Genomic DNA, 18,300 nt, shown 5'->3' on the forward strand with positions numbered 1-18,300 from the left:
GTTCTGTTTTATCTGTACGCTTTTCAGTCCAACATTGCCCTCGTTTCAGTGCTTTTGTCCCAATTACGTTACAGCACAAGACCTATCTGTTGGTTTGGATGACGCACACCGAGAACAAACACTCGTCACCCCAAGCTTACAAACCTGAGCTTACAAACCTGAGCTCACAAACCTGAGCTCACAAACCTGAGTTCGTCGACTTAGCCGGTAGTGCTAAGATCGTCAGCCTTAGTAGGCCACACTGATCCTTTGATTAAGATGCGCCGCTTTTTCTGCTTCATCGAGCATCGCTTTGGCGTAGTCGGCCACAGAAATCTTGCTCTGGCCATTCGCATCGGTAAAGAAGCTATCGCCACCTAAACGGTATGGGCCTTCACTGGCACCTGGGTAGATTTCTGCCGCAGGGCTGACAAAAGTCCAGTTAACAATGGTGTTAGCGGCGCGAAATGCCTTCAATGCCTCACCTTGAGCCAAGGCTTCATCCTTATAGGCGGGCGGGAAATCTGGCGTAGACACTAAGGTCACTCCCGGCGCAACTTCTAAACTACCTGCACCACCGACCCAAAGTAGACGAGGCACTTTTGCCTGTGGCAACACGGCTAACAGATTATTGACCGTCTTCGCGACTATGCCATGGTTCTGCTCGGCGCGCGCACCCACTGCGGCAATCACTACATCGACACCTGCAAATGTGTCGGCTTCCAATGGCTGAGTCAGGTCGACACTACGCACTTCTGCCTCGGTTTCGCCAAGCTTGCTTGGGTCACGCACTAAGGCAACCACTTCATGACCACGGCTTCGCGCCTCGTTAAAAATGGTTCCGCCAATCCAACCTGATGCACCTAATACTGCAATTTTCATTTGATAAGTCTCGCTACTGATTTAAATTGAGACCAGTTTACTTGCGACACTTCTCGTGATAAATATCGATAAATGAGCATGATTGTTTCAGATTGAGATACTAATGGATAAAATCGCCGCCATGCGTAGTTTTATCGAAGTGGCCAACTGTGGCAGCTTTACTAAGGCCGCAGAACACCTCGATCTGAGTCGCCTACAGGTTTCACGTCATATTCAAGAAATTGAGCAGTGGCTAAGTTTACGTTTACTGCACCGCACGACCCGCAGCGTGAGCCTCACTCTACAGGGTGAAGAAGCCCTGCAATATTGTCAGCGAGTGCTGAGCGAAGTCGCCGCAATGGAAAGCCGCGCCCATAGCCATAACACCGAATTAGTTGGCAGTATTCGTATTGCCACGCCCGTCGGACTTGGGCAACACAGTCTATTTGATGTGGTCGATCGCTTTATAAAATTACACCCTAAGGTCAATATTCAGCTGTTAATGTCGGACAGTTTTGCTCAATTAGTGGATGAGCGGGTGGACGTGGCACTGCGCTATACCGAGCAGCCCGATGAGAATTTGATTGCCCGCAAACTGATGAACATAGATGCCGTGCTGTGCGCCGCGCCCAGTTACTTGGCTCAAGCCGAGTCGCTAACCGTCCCTAACGATTTGCTCAGCCATAATTGCCTTATCCATAGTTCGCAGCAACATTGGCAGCTACTCAAGGAGCAACAGAGTGAGCTGATTAAACCTATGGGGAATCTGATGGCGAATGAAATGGGAGTCCTCGTCAGCGCCGCATTGCGCGGGCATGGCATAGCCTACTTGCCCTGCGACTTAGCTAATCCCTATCTGGCCAGCGGCCAACTACAAGAAGTGCTCCCAGCATACACTGCGCCAGGGCAAACCCTTTGGGCTGTGTACCTCTCCCGCAGTTATCAACAAGCGCTGGTGCGCGCCTTTATCGATTGTACCGCCCAGCAATGGCAACAGGATCTCAGTAAGTGGACGGCATCGAGTTAAGCCTACAAACAAAAACGCACTGAGGCTTTAAGGCTCAGTGCGTTATCTAAGGTTTTACGCAGGCTTAATTATCGAATTGCATCAAAAAATCTAAGCTTGGGGCGAAGAAAGAAGAGCCCGTCAAGGCACTGGTGAAGTGCATCAAATGGTCGTGATTACCCGCACCATCGCCAAACACCATGCTGTGGAGCATCTTTTCGAAGTGCTCTGGCGTACGGCAGGTTGAAATAAACATCAGCCCCTGCTCCTTGAGCGAGCCGTAAGGCATGCTCTGGCGCAAAATCTCAATCGACTTGCCGTTGTCATCCTTGAGGTTTACCCGCTTGATATGGCTAGTTAATGGCTTATCTTCGGACTCGTATTCGATATTGTCTTGTTTGGTGCGACCGATAATATCTTCTTGCTTTTTAAGCGGTAATCTATGCCACTTACTCAAGTTGTGGGCGTACTTTTGCACGTGAATGTAGCTGCCGCCTTTAAATTCAGGATCTTCATCCCCGACTAAGGCGACCTCTTGACGATGGCGTCCTTTAGGGTTTTCGGTGCCATCGACAAAGCCCGTTAAGTCGCGACTATCCATAAATCTAAAGCCGCGTTCCTCTTCGACTAACTCGACTAAGTCTTCGAACATTTGGCTGATTTCGTTGGCGACTAAATGCAAAATGTCGTAGCGGTCGCAGCGAATGTGCACAAACAGATCGTATTCGATCGCAGGTGCCTCACGGTTACCCGCTTGCATCGCTGGGAATGGTTTGAGCATTTCGGGGCGAGCATCAGGATAGAGGCTGTCCCAATAGTTGGCGCCTATGCCCACAAAACCATTGAATGCGCTGTCGGAATATTGATCCGTCAACTCATAAATATACTGCGCAACGTTGGCAATACAGGGACGCAATTGCGATTCAACGTTATCGTTGTCGCTCGCATTAAACATCAAATAGACGCTATGTAAGTTTCCCTCTGCACACACACCCAACTGTTCACGCGGCATATTTTGAATATCCATCTGGTTATCACCCTTTTGTCGATTCATTTTCGGCAATATTATCCGCAACTTTACCTGAAAATGACATTAAGTAACGCACAGTTTGTCCGTCTTTGTAATGTAAACACGTTTGTAGACTGGAATATAAAAATTGACGAGGCCATTACGCCTCGTCAATCAGTCTTGCGCAAGCTTCGGCGCTCATTACGCCGCAAGCAAATTATGCCTTAGTAACCCGCGGCATAACCGTCTTTACGGCTTTCGGAGGCGCCGCGGTAAACGCCCGTTTCAGCATTAAAACCAATGGCTTGATATCCGCCAAAATCACCAAGCCCATCGCGGAGCACATGGCCTTTCTTAATCAGCTCACGGCGAGTTTCAACGGGGAAGCCTGATTCCAAGCTCACATAGCCACCGTCATTCATCACCTCGCCCGTAGGCTCGGTCGAACCTGTGTGCAAAATTCTGGGGGCATCGCCCGCTTCTTGCAAGTTCATTTTAAAATCAATCAGATTAACAATGATCTGCGCGTGCATTTGCGGCTGCGTTGCACCGCCCATCACCCCAAAACTTAGCCAAGGTTTACCGTCTTTAGTTACAAAGGCGGGAATAATGGTATGGAAGGGGCGCTTACCCGGCGCGTAGGTGTTGAAACGACCTTCGGTGAGATCGAACATCTGCCCGCGATCCTGCAGCACAAAGCCGAGATCCGGTGGCGTCATACCTGAGCCCATGCCGCGGTAGTTACTCTGGATCAGCGACACCATATTGCCGTCTTTATCTGCGGTTGTCAGATACACAGTATCCCCATGTTGCAGCGCAGGATTACCCGCATCGACACTCTTAGCCGCCTTGTTTAAGTCGATGAGCTTGGCGCGATCGTAATTATATTGCTGCGAAATCAGATCTTTAACTGGCACTTTATTAAAGGCCATATCGGCATAGAATTTCGCGCGGTCGGCAAAGGCAAGTTTTTTGGCCTCTACGAATAAATGCACATATTCGGGGCTGTTAAAGCCCATGGCCGCGACATCGAAGGGCTCCATGGTTTTTAAGATCTGTAGTGCAGCAATCCCCTGCCCGTTAGGCGGCAATTCCCACACATCGTAGCCACGGTAGTTAGCCGATACGGGTTCAACCCAGTCGCTAGTATGGCTGGCTAGGTCTTCATAACTGAGGTAACCGCCTTGAGCCTTAATGTATTTATCTATGCTCTTGGCAATGTCGCCCTTATAGAATGCGTCGCGACCGCCCTTGGCAATTTTCTCGTAGGTGTTTGCTAATGCGGGATTTTTAAAGATTTCCCCTACCGCAGGCATTTTGCCATTGGGCATATAGGTTTCTTTAAAACCGGGGAATTGCCCGAGTTTTTTACCACTGCCATTAAGATAATAAGCAATCAGCTCAGAAACGGGGAAACCTTCGCGGGCATAACGAATCGCTGGCGCTAAATTATCGGCCATCGGCAGTTTGCCGAACTTATCGTGCAGCTCGAACCATCCATCCACCGCACCGGGAACCGATACGGGCAGCGGCCCAAAGGGCGGTAAGTAATCTAAGCCGAGGGATTTGAGCTTCTCTAGGGTTAAGGATTTGGGGCTACGACCCGAGGCATTGAGGCCATAGAGTTTTTTATCTTTAGCGCTCCAGACAATAGCAAATAAATCGCCGCCAACCCCGGCACCTGTAGGCTCGACTAAGCCCAGCATGGCATTGGCTGCAATCGCCGCATCCACGGCACTGCCACCCTGTTTTAATACATCAATCGCCACCTGTGTCGCTAGCGGTTGGCTGGTCGCTGCCATCCCATGGGTGGCATACACTTCTGAGCGCGTCGCAAAGGCTTTACCCGTGATCCTATCCATGGCCAATACTCCCGATGACGACATTGCTGTCGCCACTGTGACTAAGGTACAAATTGATTTTATTGTTTTTATCATAATTCCTCCCACTCTGGAGGAATTAAGGTAACAAGGAAGGCTGAAAATATCAGCAATCTAGAGGTTTTTTACCCAAGTTAAACGTAAGCAAAAATGTCATACTTTATGCTGATACAGTGACATATCCTCTGCAGCCTGCTTAAGACTCAAATAGCACCAGAGAATGTGGTTCAGTGCTTAATCCCACTCGCTGGCCAACATTCAACTGCATGATTTGACTGCGTACTTCAACATCATGAGCGTGGGACGCCGCCTCGACTTTCACCCAATAATGGCAAAATGCCCCGAGGAAGCGCCGCTCGGTAATCGTCCCCACACCCGCATCATCGGCGCTAAGCGCCAATTGCTGTGGCCGTAAAAACACTTGCCCATTAAAAGCATGGGATTGCGACAAGGGCGTCAGGCTGCGCAGCTCACCAATCGGGGTGGCAACACTATGGCCATCGAGCACTTCGGCGGGTAAGTAGTTGCCACTGCCGAGAAAATCCGCCACATAGCGGCTATTGGGCGCGGCATATAAGTCCTCGGCGCGGCCATGCTGCACTATCACGCCTTGGTTGAAAATGGCTAAGGTATCGGCAAAGACGAAGGCCTCATCCTTGCTGTGGGTCACAAATACCGCGCTGACATTACGCTGTTTGAGTATGCTGCGGATCTCCGCCATCATGCTGTGGCGCACTTGGGCATCGATATTCGAAAAAGGCTCATCGAGTAACAGCAATTGCGGCTCATAGGCTAGTGCGCGTGCAATCGACACCCGCTGCTGCTGCCCGCCAGATAGCTCATGGGGATAGCGTTTGGCTAACCCTTCGAGTTTCACTAGGGCGAGCATGTCATCTAACCGCGCCTTGCGCTGCGCAGGCGTTAATTTTGCCACACCAAAGAGAATATTCTCGGCGACGGTCAAATGGGGGAACAAGGCATAGTCTTGGAAAATCATCCCTATACCCCGTTGCTCACTCGGCACAAATTGCCCTGCGCCGCTAACCGTCTTGCCATTAATTTGGATTTCACCTTGGCTGATGGCCTGCAATCCTGCCACAGCCCTGAGCAAAGTGGTTTTGCCGCAGCCACTTGGGCCTAACAGCGCAAGGATTTCCCCTTGCGCCAAGGTTAAATCTAAGCCTTTGAGTACCTGTTGGCCCTGATAATCGCTATGAACTTGATGAAGACTGAGGGTACTGGTCATCGGCTATCTTGCTCCAAGGAACGGTTTAAATAAATCAGCGGGACTAAACCCACGAGTACAATCACAATGGCGGGCAAGGCGCCATGTTCAAGCTTTTCGTCTGAGACAAACTGGAAGACATAGGTGGCGAGATTCTCAAATCCTATGGGCCGCAGCAACAATGCCGCCGGTAATTCTTTCATGCTTTCGATAAACACCAGCAATGCCCCAGCAAATAAACCCTTAGTGAGCAGCGGCAGATGCACTCTTTGCAATAGTCGGCTAGGGCTCTGCCCTAAGGTCAGGCTCACCATGTCCAGTGACGGCGAAATGCGTTTATAGCTAGTCTCTACGCTGCCGATGGCGATAGCCACAAAGCGCACACAAAAGGCAAAAACCAGCGCGGCCGTACTGCCCGTAAGCAGGAGCCCTGGGCCTGTCATCCCCAACCAATCGGCTAAGTCGTTGATCGCAAAATCGAGCAGGGTTAATGGCACCAGTACGCCAATCGCAAGTACTGTGCCAGGCAAGGCATAGCCAGTCGATGCCAAACGTGATGGCAGCGCATCGCTCGCTCTTGGGCTCACGCGGCGAATAAACATCAATATCAATGCAATCGTGCTGCACACTAGGCTAGTGATGAGTGCAAGGCTCAAGCTATTCACGCTCAATTGCCAGAAAATCGGATCCCAGCTCTGCTCAAAATAATCGATGGCATAGGAAAGTAAAATCCCGCTTGGCAGCACAAAGGCCAGCACGAGCAAGGTGATGCAATAGCCGAGGGCAAACAGGGTTTGCATCGGTGAGAGCCGATATAAATCGCTCGCTTGAATACGGGACTGTTTTTGGAATAACTGCTGCTTACGGCGAGCAAAACGTTCCATTCCAATCAGACTAAACACTACCAAGAGAATAATGGCCGAGAGCTTAGCCGCCGCAGTCAAATTGCCATAACCTAGCCAAGTGTCATACACGGCAGTGGTCAGGGTTGGTACGGCAAAGTAGTTGACCGTGGCAAAATCCGCCGCGGTCTCCATCGCCACTAAAGCCACGCCCACGGCCAAAGCGGGCCTTGCCATAGGTAAGGATAAACGCCAAAAACTCTGCCACGGCGAGCACCCCATAATCCTAGAGGCGTGGGCCAAGCTTAGGGATTGCTCCATAAACGCGGTACGCGCCAACAGATAAATATAGGGAAAGAGCACCAACGACAACACGCACGCCGCGCCACCTAAGGTACGAATATCGGGGAAAAAGTAATCCTGCGGCGAACTCCAACCAAACACAGAGCGAAGCCCGGTTTGCACTGGGCCTGCGTAATCGAGTAAATCGGTATACACGTAGGCAACAATGTAGGCTGGCATGGCCAAGGGGAGCAATAAGGCCCATTGCAGATAACGCCTAGCAACAAACTCACAGCGCGCCATTAACCAAGCGCAGGGCAGTGCCAACAAGAGTGAACCAATACTCACCCACAGGATCAACCATAGGCTGTTGGAGATATATGTGGGTAATACAGTGGAGAGCAGATGACCAAAGACGGCCTCATCGGGCTGCGCCGCCTGAAGAATTAACGCAAAGAGGGGTAACACCAGTAGCGCGGCTATGGCATAACCAGTAAGCGACCAGCTTCTGGCTAATCCTAAAATCATGTGGATCCTTTAACCTAAGTGCGCCAATCAAGGCGCACTTATCACTGTCTAACTATCTTCATTATCTGGCTATCGATTGTAACGCCAAACTAGAGATCGAACTGAACTTCATCTAACAATTTCACCGCCGCTTGGTGGTATTCCGCCAATTTGAAAATCGGTAATTGGTCGGATTTAAACTCGCCCCACGAAGCAACTAAAGTTGAAGGCGCGACATCGGCTTTCACCGGATACTCCATGTTTACTTCGGCATAGGCTTTTTGTGCCACATCCGCAGACAGAAACTCCATCAACTTGATTGCATTGTCTTTATTCGGCGCATGGCGAGTGAGCACCATACCAGAAACGTTCACATGGGCACCGCGATCGGCTTGGTTCGGGAAGTTAATCACTACGGCTTCAGCCCAGCTCTTTTGCTCCGGATCTTGCAGCATATTGCCGTAGTAGTAGCTGTTACCAATGGCGATATCACACAAGCCCTCTTTAACCGCCTTCACCTGCGCTCTATCGTTACCCTGAGGCTTGCGTGCCAAGTTGGTTTTCACACCTTGCAACCAAGTCTTAGTGTCGGCCTCACCGTGGTGGGCGATCATAGACGCCACTAAGGCGATGTTGTAAGGATGCTTGCCACTGCGGGTACAGATCTTGCCTTTGTACTTAGGATCGGCCAACTCTTCGTAGCTGATGGCTTGTGGGCCGAGACGATCTTTTGCCGTATAGAGATTACGCACACGCATCGTTAAGGCATACCATTGTCCATCGGGATCGCGGTATTGCGCGGGGATATTGCTATTGAGCTGCTCACTTTTCACGGGAGAAGTCAGGTCTTTGTCAACCAATTCAACCAAGCGAGAGAAATCTGAAGTTAACACTAAATCCGCAGGGGATAAACGGCCTTCACGGGCGATACGCTCGGCAATACCGTCTTTCGCAAAGACAAAATTTACCCCTATGCCTGTTTCCTCTGTAAAACGCTTCAGAATAGGCTCAACCAAAAACGGCTGACGGTAGGAGTAAACGGTTAATGTCTCATCAGCGCTAGCCGAATTCGCAACCGACATTAACCCAAGTAAAGCGGCACAAGTTACCCATTTCATTCGCGATTTCTCCCCAAAATGATGACAGCAAGCGTGAGTCAATTCTTAAGACTATTAATGATAATAGTTATCAGTTGCGTAAGAGTAATAGATCAAATGAAGTAGGGCAATAGGTTGATTAACTTTTTGTTTTTAATGAAATAAAACTTAAAACTGGTGATTATCTCAAACCAAACTAAACTGAACCTTAATTTGCTAAAAATACATGAGGAGGCGGTATGTTGGGCGTTTTACTACTGCTGGTCATCGCGGTAGCGCTACTCGCGTTTATGACACTCAAACGCGGTCCTAAAAAGCGCAAGCACTTTGTCAAACTCATGGAAACCGTGAAAAAGAAAAATCAACGGCTTGCAGCTCAGGATCGACGCTTCCATTGCGTCAGCATCGAAAATGAAGGCAGTTGCTGTGATCAGGTAGATGAACTCAAAGGGAAGCGTTTTCTGTCAAAGGAAGCCCCAGAACTCCCCATGGAAGAATGCACTATGGCCAATTGCCAGTGCCGCTATCAACACTATGATGATAGACGCCAAACCGGTAATGATCGTAGGGTAGATTACGGCATTACCAAGGATCTCTACGGCGCGTTTGGTGAACATAATCGCCGTGAGACCCATAGAGGCCGCCGCTCGACAGACCATTAAACGCCTTTTACGCTGGGCGAGTTTCCACAAACGCCGGGAGATCGCGCATTTCACTAAACCAGAGCGAGGTCGCGGGAGCCACTTTACGCCAATCGAGTTCTGGATGTCTGAAATCCACATAATCTAATAAGCAAATTAAAGCTAATTGTGGCGCCTGAATCGTTGCCTGAGTGATCACACTCTGGTGTTCCATTTGCATCAAACCCCGCAGCAGCGCTTGCTCAAAACGCGATGTCCAAAAGGCCGATCTCACCCCTTCCTCTTCACGCATTTGTTCTTGGCGCAATTTTACTGCGCTATCGATAAGACCTTTGATCATCGAATATTGGCACTGCAATACCCAATTATTCACTTGGCCACCGAACATCTGCTGCTCACCTAATTCGGCGTCTAAATAGCGTATGATCACTTCGCTATCGAAGATAGGCACACCATCGTTGGTAATGAGGCAAGGGATCTGCCCAAGCGGGTTAACATCGAGCAGCTCGGCGGTGTTTTCCATCGGATTGACTAAGACTTCTTTGATATCCTTAATCCCTAAATAACGGATTAATGTGCGAACACAGCGAGCATAGGGTGAAGCGAGGGAGCAGAGCAACTTCATCAAAAAATCCTTCTATATGACTGACATTAAAACGATTAAGACTAATTATTTGTCATTAACACTCAACCGATTACCAATACTTCTCGACGGTAATTTGTCCCGGAGCGCGGCGTAAATTCTTCGCGAGTCCCTTGTCGAGCAACGCGGCCTGCGCGCCACTGATCATCCCCGGATTACCACAAATCATCACCTGTGAATCCGCCGCGCTGAGCGCTAAACCGACTTTAGCTTCAATCTCTCCCGAGACTAAGCCATCGGGGATACGGCATTGCAGTGCATCGTCAAGCTTTTCACGGGTGACGGTTAAACACAGGATAAACTGATCAGGATATTGCACCGAATAAGCCTTTAATTTATCAAGGTAAGCTAAATCTTTAGCTTCGCGGACACCATAGACGAGCACGACTTTTTCGAAACGCTGCCAAGGCTCTGGCGTATCGAGCATAGATAAAAATGGCCCCACGGCCGTGCCCGTGGCTAACAGCCATAAGTGAGGGCCTTGCCCTGCTCCCTTAGGGATCTCATCTAAAGTCATAAAGCCTGTGGCTGTGGGGGTGATCTCGATTTCATCCCCGATGGCAAGATTTTGTAATTGTGGGGATAACTGGCCCTCTTCTACGGCGACAGCCAAGATTTCGGCATAGGGTTTATCGGGGGAATTAACCAGGGAATAAGCTCTAGCGACACGCTTATCATCTTGCAGCTGACTGAGTTTAATAAATTGACCCGGAATAAAGGGCGCCAGTTCGGCCGCTATCCGCAGCGAAAATAATTTATCACTCCAATCAATACGTTCAATAACACGTCCCCTAGTCCACATAACTCGCCCTCAAGCAAAACGTTAAATAGACCCCTAGCATAGACTGTTCTCTGCGCAACAAAAACCCCTTATTGCAAGGGGCTTAACACAAGGGAAATGGCAACAACATTGAGTGCTAAGCGCGGGACATTATGCGCTAGCCGTTTGTGTCTCATCTGGTTTCTTATTGAAGCTATCTCGGAAGGCCTGCAATCCCTCTTGCACTAATCCATAGGTTTTATCGACGCCATCGGCGATATCCCCTTGCAGCACTTTAAGGCCGGACAAAATATCCCGCGCCTCCTTAAAGCCATTATCGATAGCGCCGCCTATGATGCTCATAAAACTGTCGAGCTGATCGTTCAGACTCATATTCGAATTTTGCTGTTGGTGAATGCTAAAAAATTGCGTCGCAAAACTCACAATCCTATCGGCCGTCGCCTCGGGAGAATAATCGACGTTATTGTCATAGTTAGTTTGGGTAGCATTTGGCCCCATCGAAGGCGCTAATTCCTTATCTATCGCTTCAATTGCCGCGCGATAAAGTAACGCCATGGATTGATCACCGGATTTTAGACTCACTTCTTCCTGTGCCGACAAAATAGCCTGGTTCATTAGCTGCTTACTGGTTTGGTATGCAGTCTGTTTGCCGGGCGCTTCCACATTTTTCGTCTTTTCACTATTAGCAGCGGCATTGTCAGCATACTTCTTATGGGGCGTAGCAGGCGTCTGTACCTGTACAGGGTTGTTGATTTCCATGATGCTAATCCATTCAATTTGGGATGACTTTATTATCGACCAAAAATTGAGCAACTTTAGTAATTTTATAAATTGCAGTACCATCACAACCTAAGGCAATGATACCCATGATGAATCTACTCGCCTCAGCATCACACTTGCATACGCCCATTAGATAAGGATATACGGCATGGCAATTCCCCAATGGTTAACAGTGGTCAGCCACTCCTTGCGCATCAACAGCTTCAATGCCCCTCGGCTATTGCACACTCTGCTGTTAGGCCTGTTACTCTTTACTAGCATTGGACTCAGCCCCATCAATCAAGCTTTTGCCGATAATCGATTGATTATTTTGGTGAGACACGCCGAAAAAGCCGACGCTCCAGCAGGCGATCCTACACTTTCAGATGATGGCCATGCACGTGCCCTCGCGCTGGTTAGCGCCTTGCAAAGGACACAGATCTCGCAACTGATCGCGACCCAATATCAAAGAACCCAGCAAACCTTATTGCCTATGTCTTCGGAGCGGCATTTACCCATTACCGTGGTCGCTGCAGAAAAACCACTCGAAGCCCATATCCAGCAGATTGTTGAACAAGTACATGCCGTTAAAGGTAACAGCTTAATCGCGGGGCATTCCAATACCGTCCCACTGATCATCAAGGCCCTTGGCGGCCCTGAAATCCCCACCATCGCAGAAGATGATTACAGCCAGCTGTTTTTACTCTCCATCCATGATGGGCAGCCAGCTAGCCTTATCTCCACCCGTTATGGACACGAATAGAGGATAACAAGATGCAAGAACTCAATTGGTTTATGTGGGGACTGGATCTCTTCTCAGGACTCTTTTTAATTCTCATTGGTTTAGGTGCCCTCGCTGTCGTCTATATGTACATTGCCGACAAGCTGCAAACCAAGCAGGCCGTGCGCCACAACTACCCTGTGATAGGTCGCTTTCGGTATTTATTTGAGAAACAAGGTGAGTTTTTTAGACAATACTTTTTCGCACAGGACAGGGAAGAATTGCCCTTTAACCGCGCTGAGCGGAGTTGGGTATATCGCGCCGCGAAAAACGTCGACAGAACCATCGCGTTTGGCTCGACACGCCCGCTAGACAGCACGGGCGCCATTATGTTTATGAATACCGCCTTTCCTACTCAAGATGAAGATATCACTCCAATTCTGCCTCAAACCATTGGCCCCCATTGCCGTGAGCCTTACACCACTAAGGCCATTTGCCATATTTCCGCCATGAGCTTCGGCGCCCTATCACGCCCTGCTGTCACCGCCTTATCCCACGGCGCAGCGCAGGCGGGATGTTGGTTAAATACCGGTGAAGGTGGCTTAAGCCCTTACCATTTAAAGGGCGGCTGCGACCTAGTCTTTCAAATTGGTACCGCTAAATATGGCGTGCGTAATGAGCAGGGCCATTTAGACGATGACAAGCTCATAGAGATCGCCGCACATCCTGAAGTTAAAATGTTTGAAATCAAAATGAGCCAAGGCGCGAAACCTGGTAAAGGCGGTATCCTGCCTGGGATTAAAGTCACCGAGGAGATTGCCAAAATTCGCGGTATCCCGCAGGGCCATGATTCCATAAGCCCCAATGGTCATATCGAGTTTAAAAATGTGGCTGACATTCTGGATATGATTGCCAGAGTACGTGAGGTCACGGGGAAACCCACCGGCATTAAGGCCGTACTTGGGGACGTGCAATGGCTCGAAGATTTTTGCGATGAAATTGAGCGCCGTGGCGAAGCATCCGCCCCGGACTTTTTTACCTTAGACAGTGCCGACGGCGGCACGGGAGCCGCCCCTCAACCCTTAATGGATTATGTGGGGCTGCCACTCAAGGAAAGCCTGCCCATATTGGTGAATATCTTAATTCAGCGTGGGCTACGTAAACGCATTAAAGTAATCGCCTCAGGCAAACTCATAGTGCCATCGAGGGTGGCTTGGGCGCTCGCCTTGGGTGCGGACTTTATCGCCTCGGCCCGTGGCAATATGTTTGCCCTAGGATGTATTCAAGCGCTGCAATGTAACAAAGACACCTGCCCAACAGGGATCACAACCCATAATAAGAAGCTCCAGCAAGGTCTTAATCCTAGGGATAAATCGACACGTGTCGCCAACTATAACCATAATCTACACCACGACTTAGCCCTGATAGCCCACTCCTGCGGGGTAACAGAGCCGAGACAACTTAAGCCATCCCATGTGAGGATTGTGCTCGAAAGTGGTTTGTCAGTTTCATTGGATAAGTACTATTCCCATATCAATCAATAGTTAACCTAATACTGCATGCTTTTTGTACGACTTTCGTCTACAGTTAATTTAGCAAGAGGTAATTTGAATGCGTATCACAAAAGGGGTAAGATCCGTGATGCACACATTAGATTAAACAACTGCATATTAAGTTAAGGAAACGCTGTGAAAGCAAGCTTTGTAAGCCATATGCCAGACAGTAAGACTGCCAGCACTAGTTGTAAAAGCTGTAATCGCTTGACTGAGATCGAGGGCGAGTTAGTGTGTTTTCGTGAAGGCCAAGTCATTCGGCTCACGCGAATTGACGAATCAACCACTAAATTCAGTCTGTTATGTGAAGGTTGGAAGGCAGATAAACCAAAGGGAATATAATTTCTTATATTCCCTTGTTTTGATTGAGCAGTGATACTCTCTAATACCCACCACGAATATCTGCATTATATTCATTGGTTCTACGGATAATCCCAGCTAATTCAAGTTCTTGATTCAATTTTGCCAGAGTTAAACGTCTTGTGGTTACTTTGAGGCCTGCGTTTAACTCTGCGTGAATGCGTTGTAGCGAATCATAATCCACACCGCGCTTTTTAAGGGTTGCCATAATCGCAAACCAGTCTGTGCTTACTTTTTCTTCTTTGCCTTCAATATTGACTCTTAATGCCATATTTTCCATGCCAAGCACCTCTTATGATTATTTGCTTGGATTCGAGTATAGAGAGCCGAAGCTGAATAAAAACTGAATTGTCCCAACGCTGTTACACTAACATCGAAAGCTTATGATATTTACACCTAAAGCTGTTGTTGCTCATTTTGTATGCGCCACAACTTAGCGTATAAACCATCCTGAGTCAGTAAAGACTGATGATTCCCCTGCTCGACAATTTCCCCTTGGCTTAAGACCACGATCTGATCGGCGTCGACTATAGTCGATAACCTATGCGCCACGACTAAGCTGGTATGCCCTTTCGCGACCTCACGCAGTGCCGACAGAATCGCCTGTTCGGAGCGGCTGTCGAGGGAGGATGTAGCCTCATCAAAGACTAACACTGGGGATCCTTTTAAAATCGCCCGCGCAATGGCCACACGCTGTTTCTCCCCGCCCGAAAGCTTTAAGCCCCGCTCACCCACTTTGGTATCCCAACCTTGGGAGAGCGACGCGATAAAATGTTCTAAATGTGCAAGTTTGATGGCATGGCGCACTTCTTCATCCGTCGCATCGGGGCGGCCATAACGAATGTTCTCCACTAAGGAATCATTAAATAACACAGTATCCTGCGGCACTATGGCAATAGCTCGGCGCAGTGCATCCTGGGTTAAGTGACGAATATCTTGCCCGTCAATCAAAATGCGCCCTTGCTCCACATCGTAAAAACGGAACAGTAACTTGATGAGTGTTGATTTTCCGGCGCCACTATCTCCAACGACGGCGACTTTTTTCCCCGCTGCCACCTTAAAACTGACGTTGCGCAATATGGGCCTGTCATCGTAGCTAAAACTTACATGTTCAAAACTAAGCTCACCGCGCTTAGGCTCAAAGTCTAAGGCATCGGGTTTATCCACTATACGAGGGTGCTTATCGAGCAGACTGAACATCCGCTCGATATTGGCTAAGGCGCCACGGATTTCACGGTAGACAAATCCCAAAAAGTTGAGCGGCATAAAGAGCTGCATCATAAAGGCATTAATCAATACAAAGTCACCTAAGGTCATCTCATTATTGGTCACTTTATAGGCGGCCAACGCCATCATCGCCGTCATCGCCAATGCGATAATCAGCGCCTGCCCACCGTTGAGGGCAAATAGCGATAGACGATTCTTACGTTTAGCCACTTCCCATTGGTCTAGGGCTTGGTCATAACGGTCCGATTCATACTTTTCATTATTAAAATACTTCACGGTTTCATAGTTGAGCAGGCTGTCGATGGCGCGGGTATTGGAGAGGGAGTCGGCTTTGGCTGCATCGCGGACGTATTCGGTGCGCCACTCAGTCGCCACCACCGAAAACCAGATGTAGGCCATCACAGAGGTAAAAGTGATCGCGGCGAAGGCAATGCCATAATTAAAAAAGAAAATACCAATAACCATGGCGATTTCTAGCAGGGTCGGCACTATGTTAAACACCATAAAGCGCATCAAGAAGCTCACGCCACTGGTGCCGCGCTCAATATCCCTCGACAAGCCGCCCGTGCGCCGCTCTAAGTGAAAATCCAAATCGAGTCGATGTAAGTGGTCGAACACCGCTAAGCCCAAACGGCGAATGGCTCGCTCAGTGACACGGCCAAAGAGTGTGTCGCGGATTTCACCCGTGATCACAGTTAACAGTCGTACCGCGCCATAGGCTAATACCAACCCGATGGGCACACTCAAGGCCTGCGCGGTCTTATTGGCATCCAAAGTATCGACTAAATCTTTAAGAATAAAGGGCAAGCCCACGCTGGCAAGCTTAGCGACGATAAGGCAAGACATGGCCAATGCCACTCGGCCCTTGTACTCGAGCAAATAAGGCCAGAGCAACTTAACTACGTGCCAATTGAGCTTATCGATGGGACCTTCAAAATACAGTGTTGGGCGCATATGTCTAAACCTTTGCTAAAGTCGCTCAATTGTAGCAGCGTGGCGCACGTTAAGGCGAAACCAAACAGGGAAAGTTTGAATAAAATCAATCAGATTTTTCTGACAGACAAAAAGTATCCTGCTTGGCAAAATCTCTCTGGCTTATCGAAATAAAAATGTCATGCTAACGACTTACGCTCAGAGAGTTCGTAACGCGGATATTAAGGTGAAAAAATTCTGAAACAAGCTTGGCTTTATCGGAACAGTAACCGTTAAAATAGGCCATAACATCAAGGGTTCTACTGTTGATTATTTTGCCGGTTTTACCCAAAATGCCCTATGGACTTAAGATCGCTAGCAGCAGGATTTGCAAATCTCTGGCCGTAGATCCGTGTGTAAATGCCGTGCTGCACTCGTTCTGCGATAACACTAACGATAATTCTAATAAATTAAGATCGAAGGAAGCTTTATGTTGGATTCCGCTAAAGTTCAATACCCGCCATTACCACTGATCCAAACTTGGGTGTGGATGATGATCGAATCTGGCAATCCAGAAATTCAGGACAAAGGCAGAAATAACCTCATTGCAGCTTTTGGTAGCTTGGCCAAAGCTAACGAATACTTAGCCGAAATGAGCAAAAAATAATAAAAATAAAGGCGCCAGAATAGCGCCTTTATTTTTGAGCTTTTCAGGACTTAGACCCGCTGGCGGCGTGCAATAACGCTCTGATTTAACACATCTAACAGACGCTCGGTATCATCCCAGCCAATACAGGCATCCGTAATACTCTGGCCATAACATAACGCCTGGCCTTCAATCAGATCTTGGCGACCTTCCACTAAGTGGCTTTCAACCATCACACCGAAAATTGCCTTATTACCCGCGGCCACTTGCTCGGCCACATCGTTCGCGACATCCATCTGGCGTTGATATTGTTTGCTGCTATTGGCATGGCTAAAGTCGATCATAATGTTATCGACAAGCTTGGCCTTTTTCAGTTGTTCGCTGATCTGCGCAACATGGCTGGCACTGTAATTAGGCTCACGGCCACCACGCAGAATGATATGGCAATCAGGATTACCTTTGGTCGACACAATCGCCGAATGGCCAAATTTGGTTACCGATAAGAAGTGGTGCGGCGCATTCGCGGCGCCAATGGCATCAATCGCCACCTTGATCGTGCCGTCGGTGCCATTTTTAAAGCCTACAGGGCAAGACAACCCAGACGCTAATTCACGGTGCACCTGCGATTCAGTGGTGCGCGCACCAATCGCGCCCCAGCACATCATATCCGCCACATATTGCGGAGTGATCATATCGAGAAACTCACCCGCGGTCGGCATGCCAGAGTCATTCAAATCGACTAAAAGTTTACGCGCGGTACGCAAACCATCGTTCAGTTTGAAGCTGTTATCCATATAAGGATCGTTGATGAGTCCCTTCCAACCCACTGTAGTACGCGGCTTTTCAAAATAAACACGCATCACCACTTCGAGCTGATCTTGATAACGTTCTCTGAGCGCAACCAATCGCTGGCCATATTCCAATGCGGCCTTAGGATCGTGAATTGAGCAAGGACCAATGACCACTAACAAACGATCATCTTGGCGGGCAAGAATGTTATGAATGCTTTGACGGGCGTTAAACACAGTTGCAGCAGCGTTTTCGGAGGCAGGAAATCGTTCTAGAATCGCAATTGGTGGAAGTAACTCTTTGACTTCATTAATGCGAACGTCATCATTTTGGTAATACATAATTTACTGCTCCAACTCTCGTGTTTAGGCTATTTTTATCGCTGCAATAGGGGATCTCAACTGCAATACTGAGTTCAATTTATCCAGTCTGCGCCGCTAATGCAACCAAGTTGTCTCCATTTCAAGAAATCAAATATAACGTATTGTTTTAACATATTTTTAAAAAATACAAATTCAAATATTTCAATGTGATATGCAAACTAAAGCCAAACGAGTGTTGGGGTTGGAAGCAAGCGATG

General features: G+C 48.6%; 18 protein-coding genes. 6 read left to right on the plus strand and 12 right to left on the minus strand.

Annotated features, from left to right (window positions below):
• Positions 1-228: 228 nt before the first annotated feature.
• The gene (locus tag SHEWMR4_RS17465; protein WP_011624074.1) at positions 229-861 is read right to left on the minus strand and encodes an NAD(P)-dependent oxidoreductase; all 633 of its coding nucleotides are present in this window, start codon (positions 859-861) and stop codon (positions 229-231) included.
• A 103-nt stretch (positions 862-964) separates the two neighbouring features.
• Here SHEWMR4_RS17465 and SHEWMR4_RS17470 point away from each other — a divergent pair, with 103 nt between their 5' ends.
• Positions 965-1,867, plus strand: coding sequence for a LysR family transcriptional regulator (locus SHEWMR4_RS17470; RefSeq protein ID WP_011624075.1), 903 nt, complete (start codon positions 965-967; stop codon positions 1,865-1,867).
• Between the two features lie 64 nt (positions 1,868-1,931).
• On the opposite strand, the gene SHEWMR4_RS17475 is transcribed toward SHEWMR4_RS17470, so the two are convergent.
• From SHEWMR4_RS17475 to SHEWMR4_RS17495, 5 genes are all read right to left on the minus strand, one after another.
• Complete coding sequence (locus SHEWMR4_RS17475; RefSeq protein WP_011624076.1) at positions 1,932-2,873, minus strand: Dyp-type peroxidase; 942 nt, start codon at positions 2,871-2,873, stop codon at positions 1,932-1,934.
• A gap of 206 nt (positions 2,874-3,079) precedes the next feature.
• Positions 3,080-4,792, minus strand: coding sequence for a gamma-glutamyltransferase (ggt, locus tag SHEWMR4_RS17480; protein ID WP_011624077.1), 1,713 nt, complete (start codon positions 4,790-4,792; stop codon positions 3,080-3,082).
• A gap of 139 nt (positions 4,793-4,931) precedes the next feature.
• Positions 4,932-5,981, minus strand: a complete 1,050-nt coding sequence (locus SHEWMR4_RS17485) for an ABC transporter ATP-binding protein (RefSeq protein ID WP_011624078.1) — start codon at positions 5,979-5,981, stop codon at positions 4,932-4,934.
• Positions 5,978-7,612, minus strand: a complete 1,635-nt coding sequence (locus tag SHEWMR4_RS17490; protein WP_011624079.1) for an ABC transporter permease — start codon at positions 7,610-7,612, stop codon at positions 5,978-5,980. The genes SHEWMR4_RS17485 and SHEWMR4_RS17490 overlap by 4 nt, the downstream gene beginning before the upstream one ends.
• A gap of 89 nt (positions 7,613-7,701) precedes the next feature.
• The gene (locus SHEWMR4_RS17495) at positions 7,702-8,709 is read right to left on the minus strand and encodes a Fe(3+) ABC transporter substrate-binding protein (RefSeq protein ID WP_011624080.1); all 1,008 of its coding nucleotides are present in this window, start codon (positions 8,707-8,709) and stop codon (positions 7,702-7,704) included.
• Between the two features lie 218 nt (positions 8,710-8,927).
• Here SHEWMR4_RS17495 and SHEWMR4_RS17500 point away from each other — a divergent pair, with 218 nt between their 5' ends.
• Entirely contained in the window at positions 8,928-9,350 is a 423-nt protein-coding gene (locus SHEWMR4_RS17500; RefSeq protein WP_011624081.1) for a hypothetical protein, read from the plus strand.
• A 7-nt stretch (positions 9,351-9,357) separates the two neighbouring features.
• Here SHEWMR4_RS17500 and SHEWMR4_RS17505 read toward each other — a convergent pair whose 3' ends face one another.
• The 3 genes from SHEWMR4_RS17505 to SHEWMR4_RS17515 form a co-directional block, all read right to left on the minus strand.
• Positions 9,358-9,954, minus strand: a complete 597-nt coding sequence (locus tag SHEWMR4_RS17505; protein WP_011624082.1) for a glutathione S-transferase N-terminal domain-containing protein — start codon at positions 9,952-9,954, stop codon at positions 9,358-9,360.
• Between the two features lie 70 nt (positions 9,955-10,024).
• Positions 10,025-10,774 (minus strand): ferredoxin--NADP reductase, encoded by a 750-nt coding sequence (locus SHEWMR4_RS17510; protein WP_011624083.1) that lies wholly within the window; start codon positions 10,772-10,774, stop codon positions 10,025-10,027.
• A 129-nt stretch (positions 10,775-10,903) separates the two neighbouring features.
• On the minus strand, positions 10,904-11,512 hold the full coding sequence (locus tag SHEWMR4_RS17515) for a DUF5610 domain-containing protein (protein WP_041408885.1): 609 nt from the start codon (positions 11,510-11,512) through the stop codon (positions 10,904-10,906).
• A 169-nt stretch (positions 11,513-11,681) separates the two neighbouring features.
• Between SHEWMR4_RS17515 and SHEWMR4_RS17520 the strand changes: the two genes are divergently transcribed.
• From SHEWMR4_RS17520 to SHEWMR4_RS17530, 3 genes are all read left to right on the plus strand, one after another.
• A complete protein-coding gene (locus tag SHEWMR4_RS17520) occupies positions 11,682-12,275 on the plus strand; it encodes a histidine phosphatase family protein (protein WP_011624085.1) in 594 nt (197 codons plus the stop codon).
• An 11-nt stretch (positions 12,276-12,286) separates the two neighbouring features.
• A complete protein-coding gene (locus tag SHEWMR4_RS17525; protein WP_011624086.1) occupies positions 12,287-13,777 on the plus strand; it encodes an FMN-binding glutamate synthase family protein in 1,491 nt (496 codons plus the stop codon).
• 144 nt (positions 13,778-13,921) lie between these two features.
• Positions 13,922-14,128: a hypothetical protein gene (locus SHEWMR4_RS17530; RefSeq protein WP_011624087.1), complete on the plus strand. Its 207-nt coding sequence runs from the start codon at positions 13,922-13,924 to the stop codon at positions 14,126-14,128.
• 40 nt (positions 14,129-14,168) lie between these two features.
• On the opposite strand, the gene SHEWMR4_RS17535 is transcribed toward SHEWMR4_RS17530, so the two are convergent.
• Positions 14,169-14,426, minus strand: coding sequence for a hypothetical protein (locus tag SHEWMR4_RS17535; protein WP_011624088.1), 258 nt, complete (start codon positions 14,424-14,426; stop codon positions 14,169-14,171).
• A 116-nt stretch (positions 14,427-14,542) separates the two neighbouring features.
• Complete coding sequence (locus SHEWMR4_RS17540; RefSeq protein WP_011624089.1) at positions 14,543-16,327, minus strand: ABCB family ABC transporter ATP-binding protein/permease; 1,785 nt, start codon at positions 16,325-16,327, stop codon at positions 14,543-14,545.
• Positions 16,328-16,775: 448 nt separating this feature from the next.
• Here SHEWMR4_RS17540 and SHEWMR4_RS17545 point away from each other — a divergent pair, with 448 nt between their 5' ends.
• Positions 16,776-16,952, plus strand: coding sequence for a hypothetical protein (locus tag SHEWMR4_RS17545; RefSeq protein WP_011624090.1), 177 nt, complete (start codon positions 16,776-16,778; stop codon positions 16,950-16,952).
• 50 nt (positions 16,953-17,002) lie between these two features.
• Here the strand turns inward: SHEWMR4_RS17545 and aroG are convergent, their stop codons facing one another.
• Positions 17,003-18,061: a 3-deoxy-7-phosphoheptulonate synthase AroG gene (gene aroG / locus SHEWMR4_RS17550; protein WP_011624091.1), complete on the minus strand. Its 1,059-nt coding sequence runs from the start codon at positions 18,059-18,061 to the stop codon at positions 17,003-17,005.
• Positions 18,062-18,300 lie beyond the last annotated feature (239 nt).

This window comes from Shewanella sp. MR-4 (genome assembly GCF_000014685.1).
Lineage (GTDB): Bacteria > Pseudomonadota > Gammaproteobacteria > Enterobacterales > Shewanellaceae > Shewanella.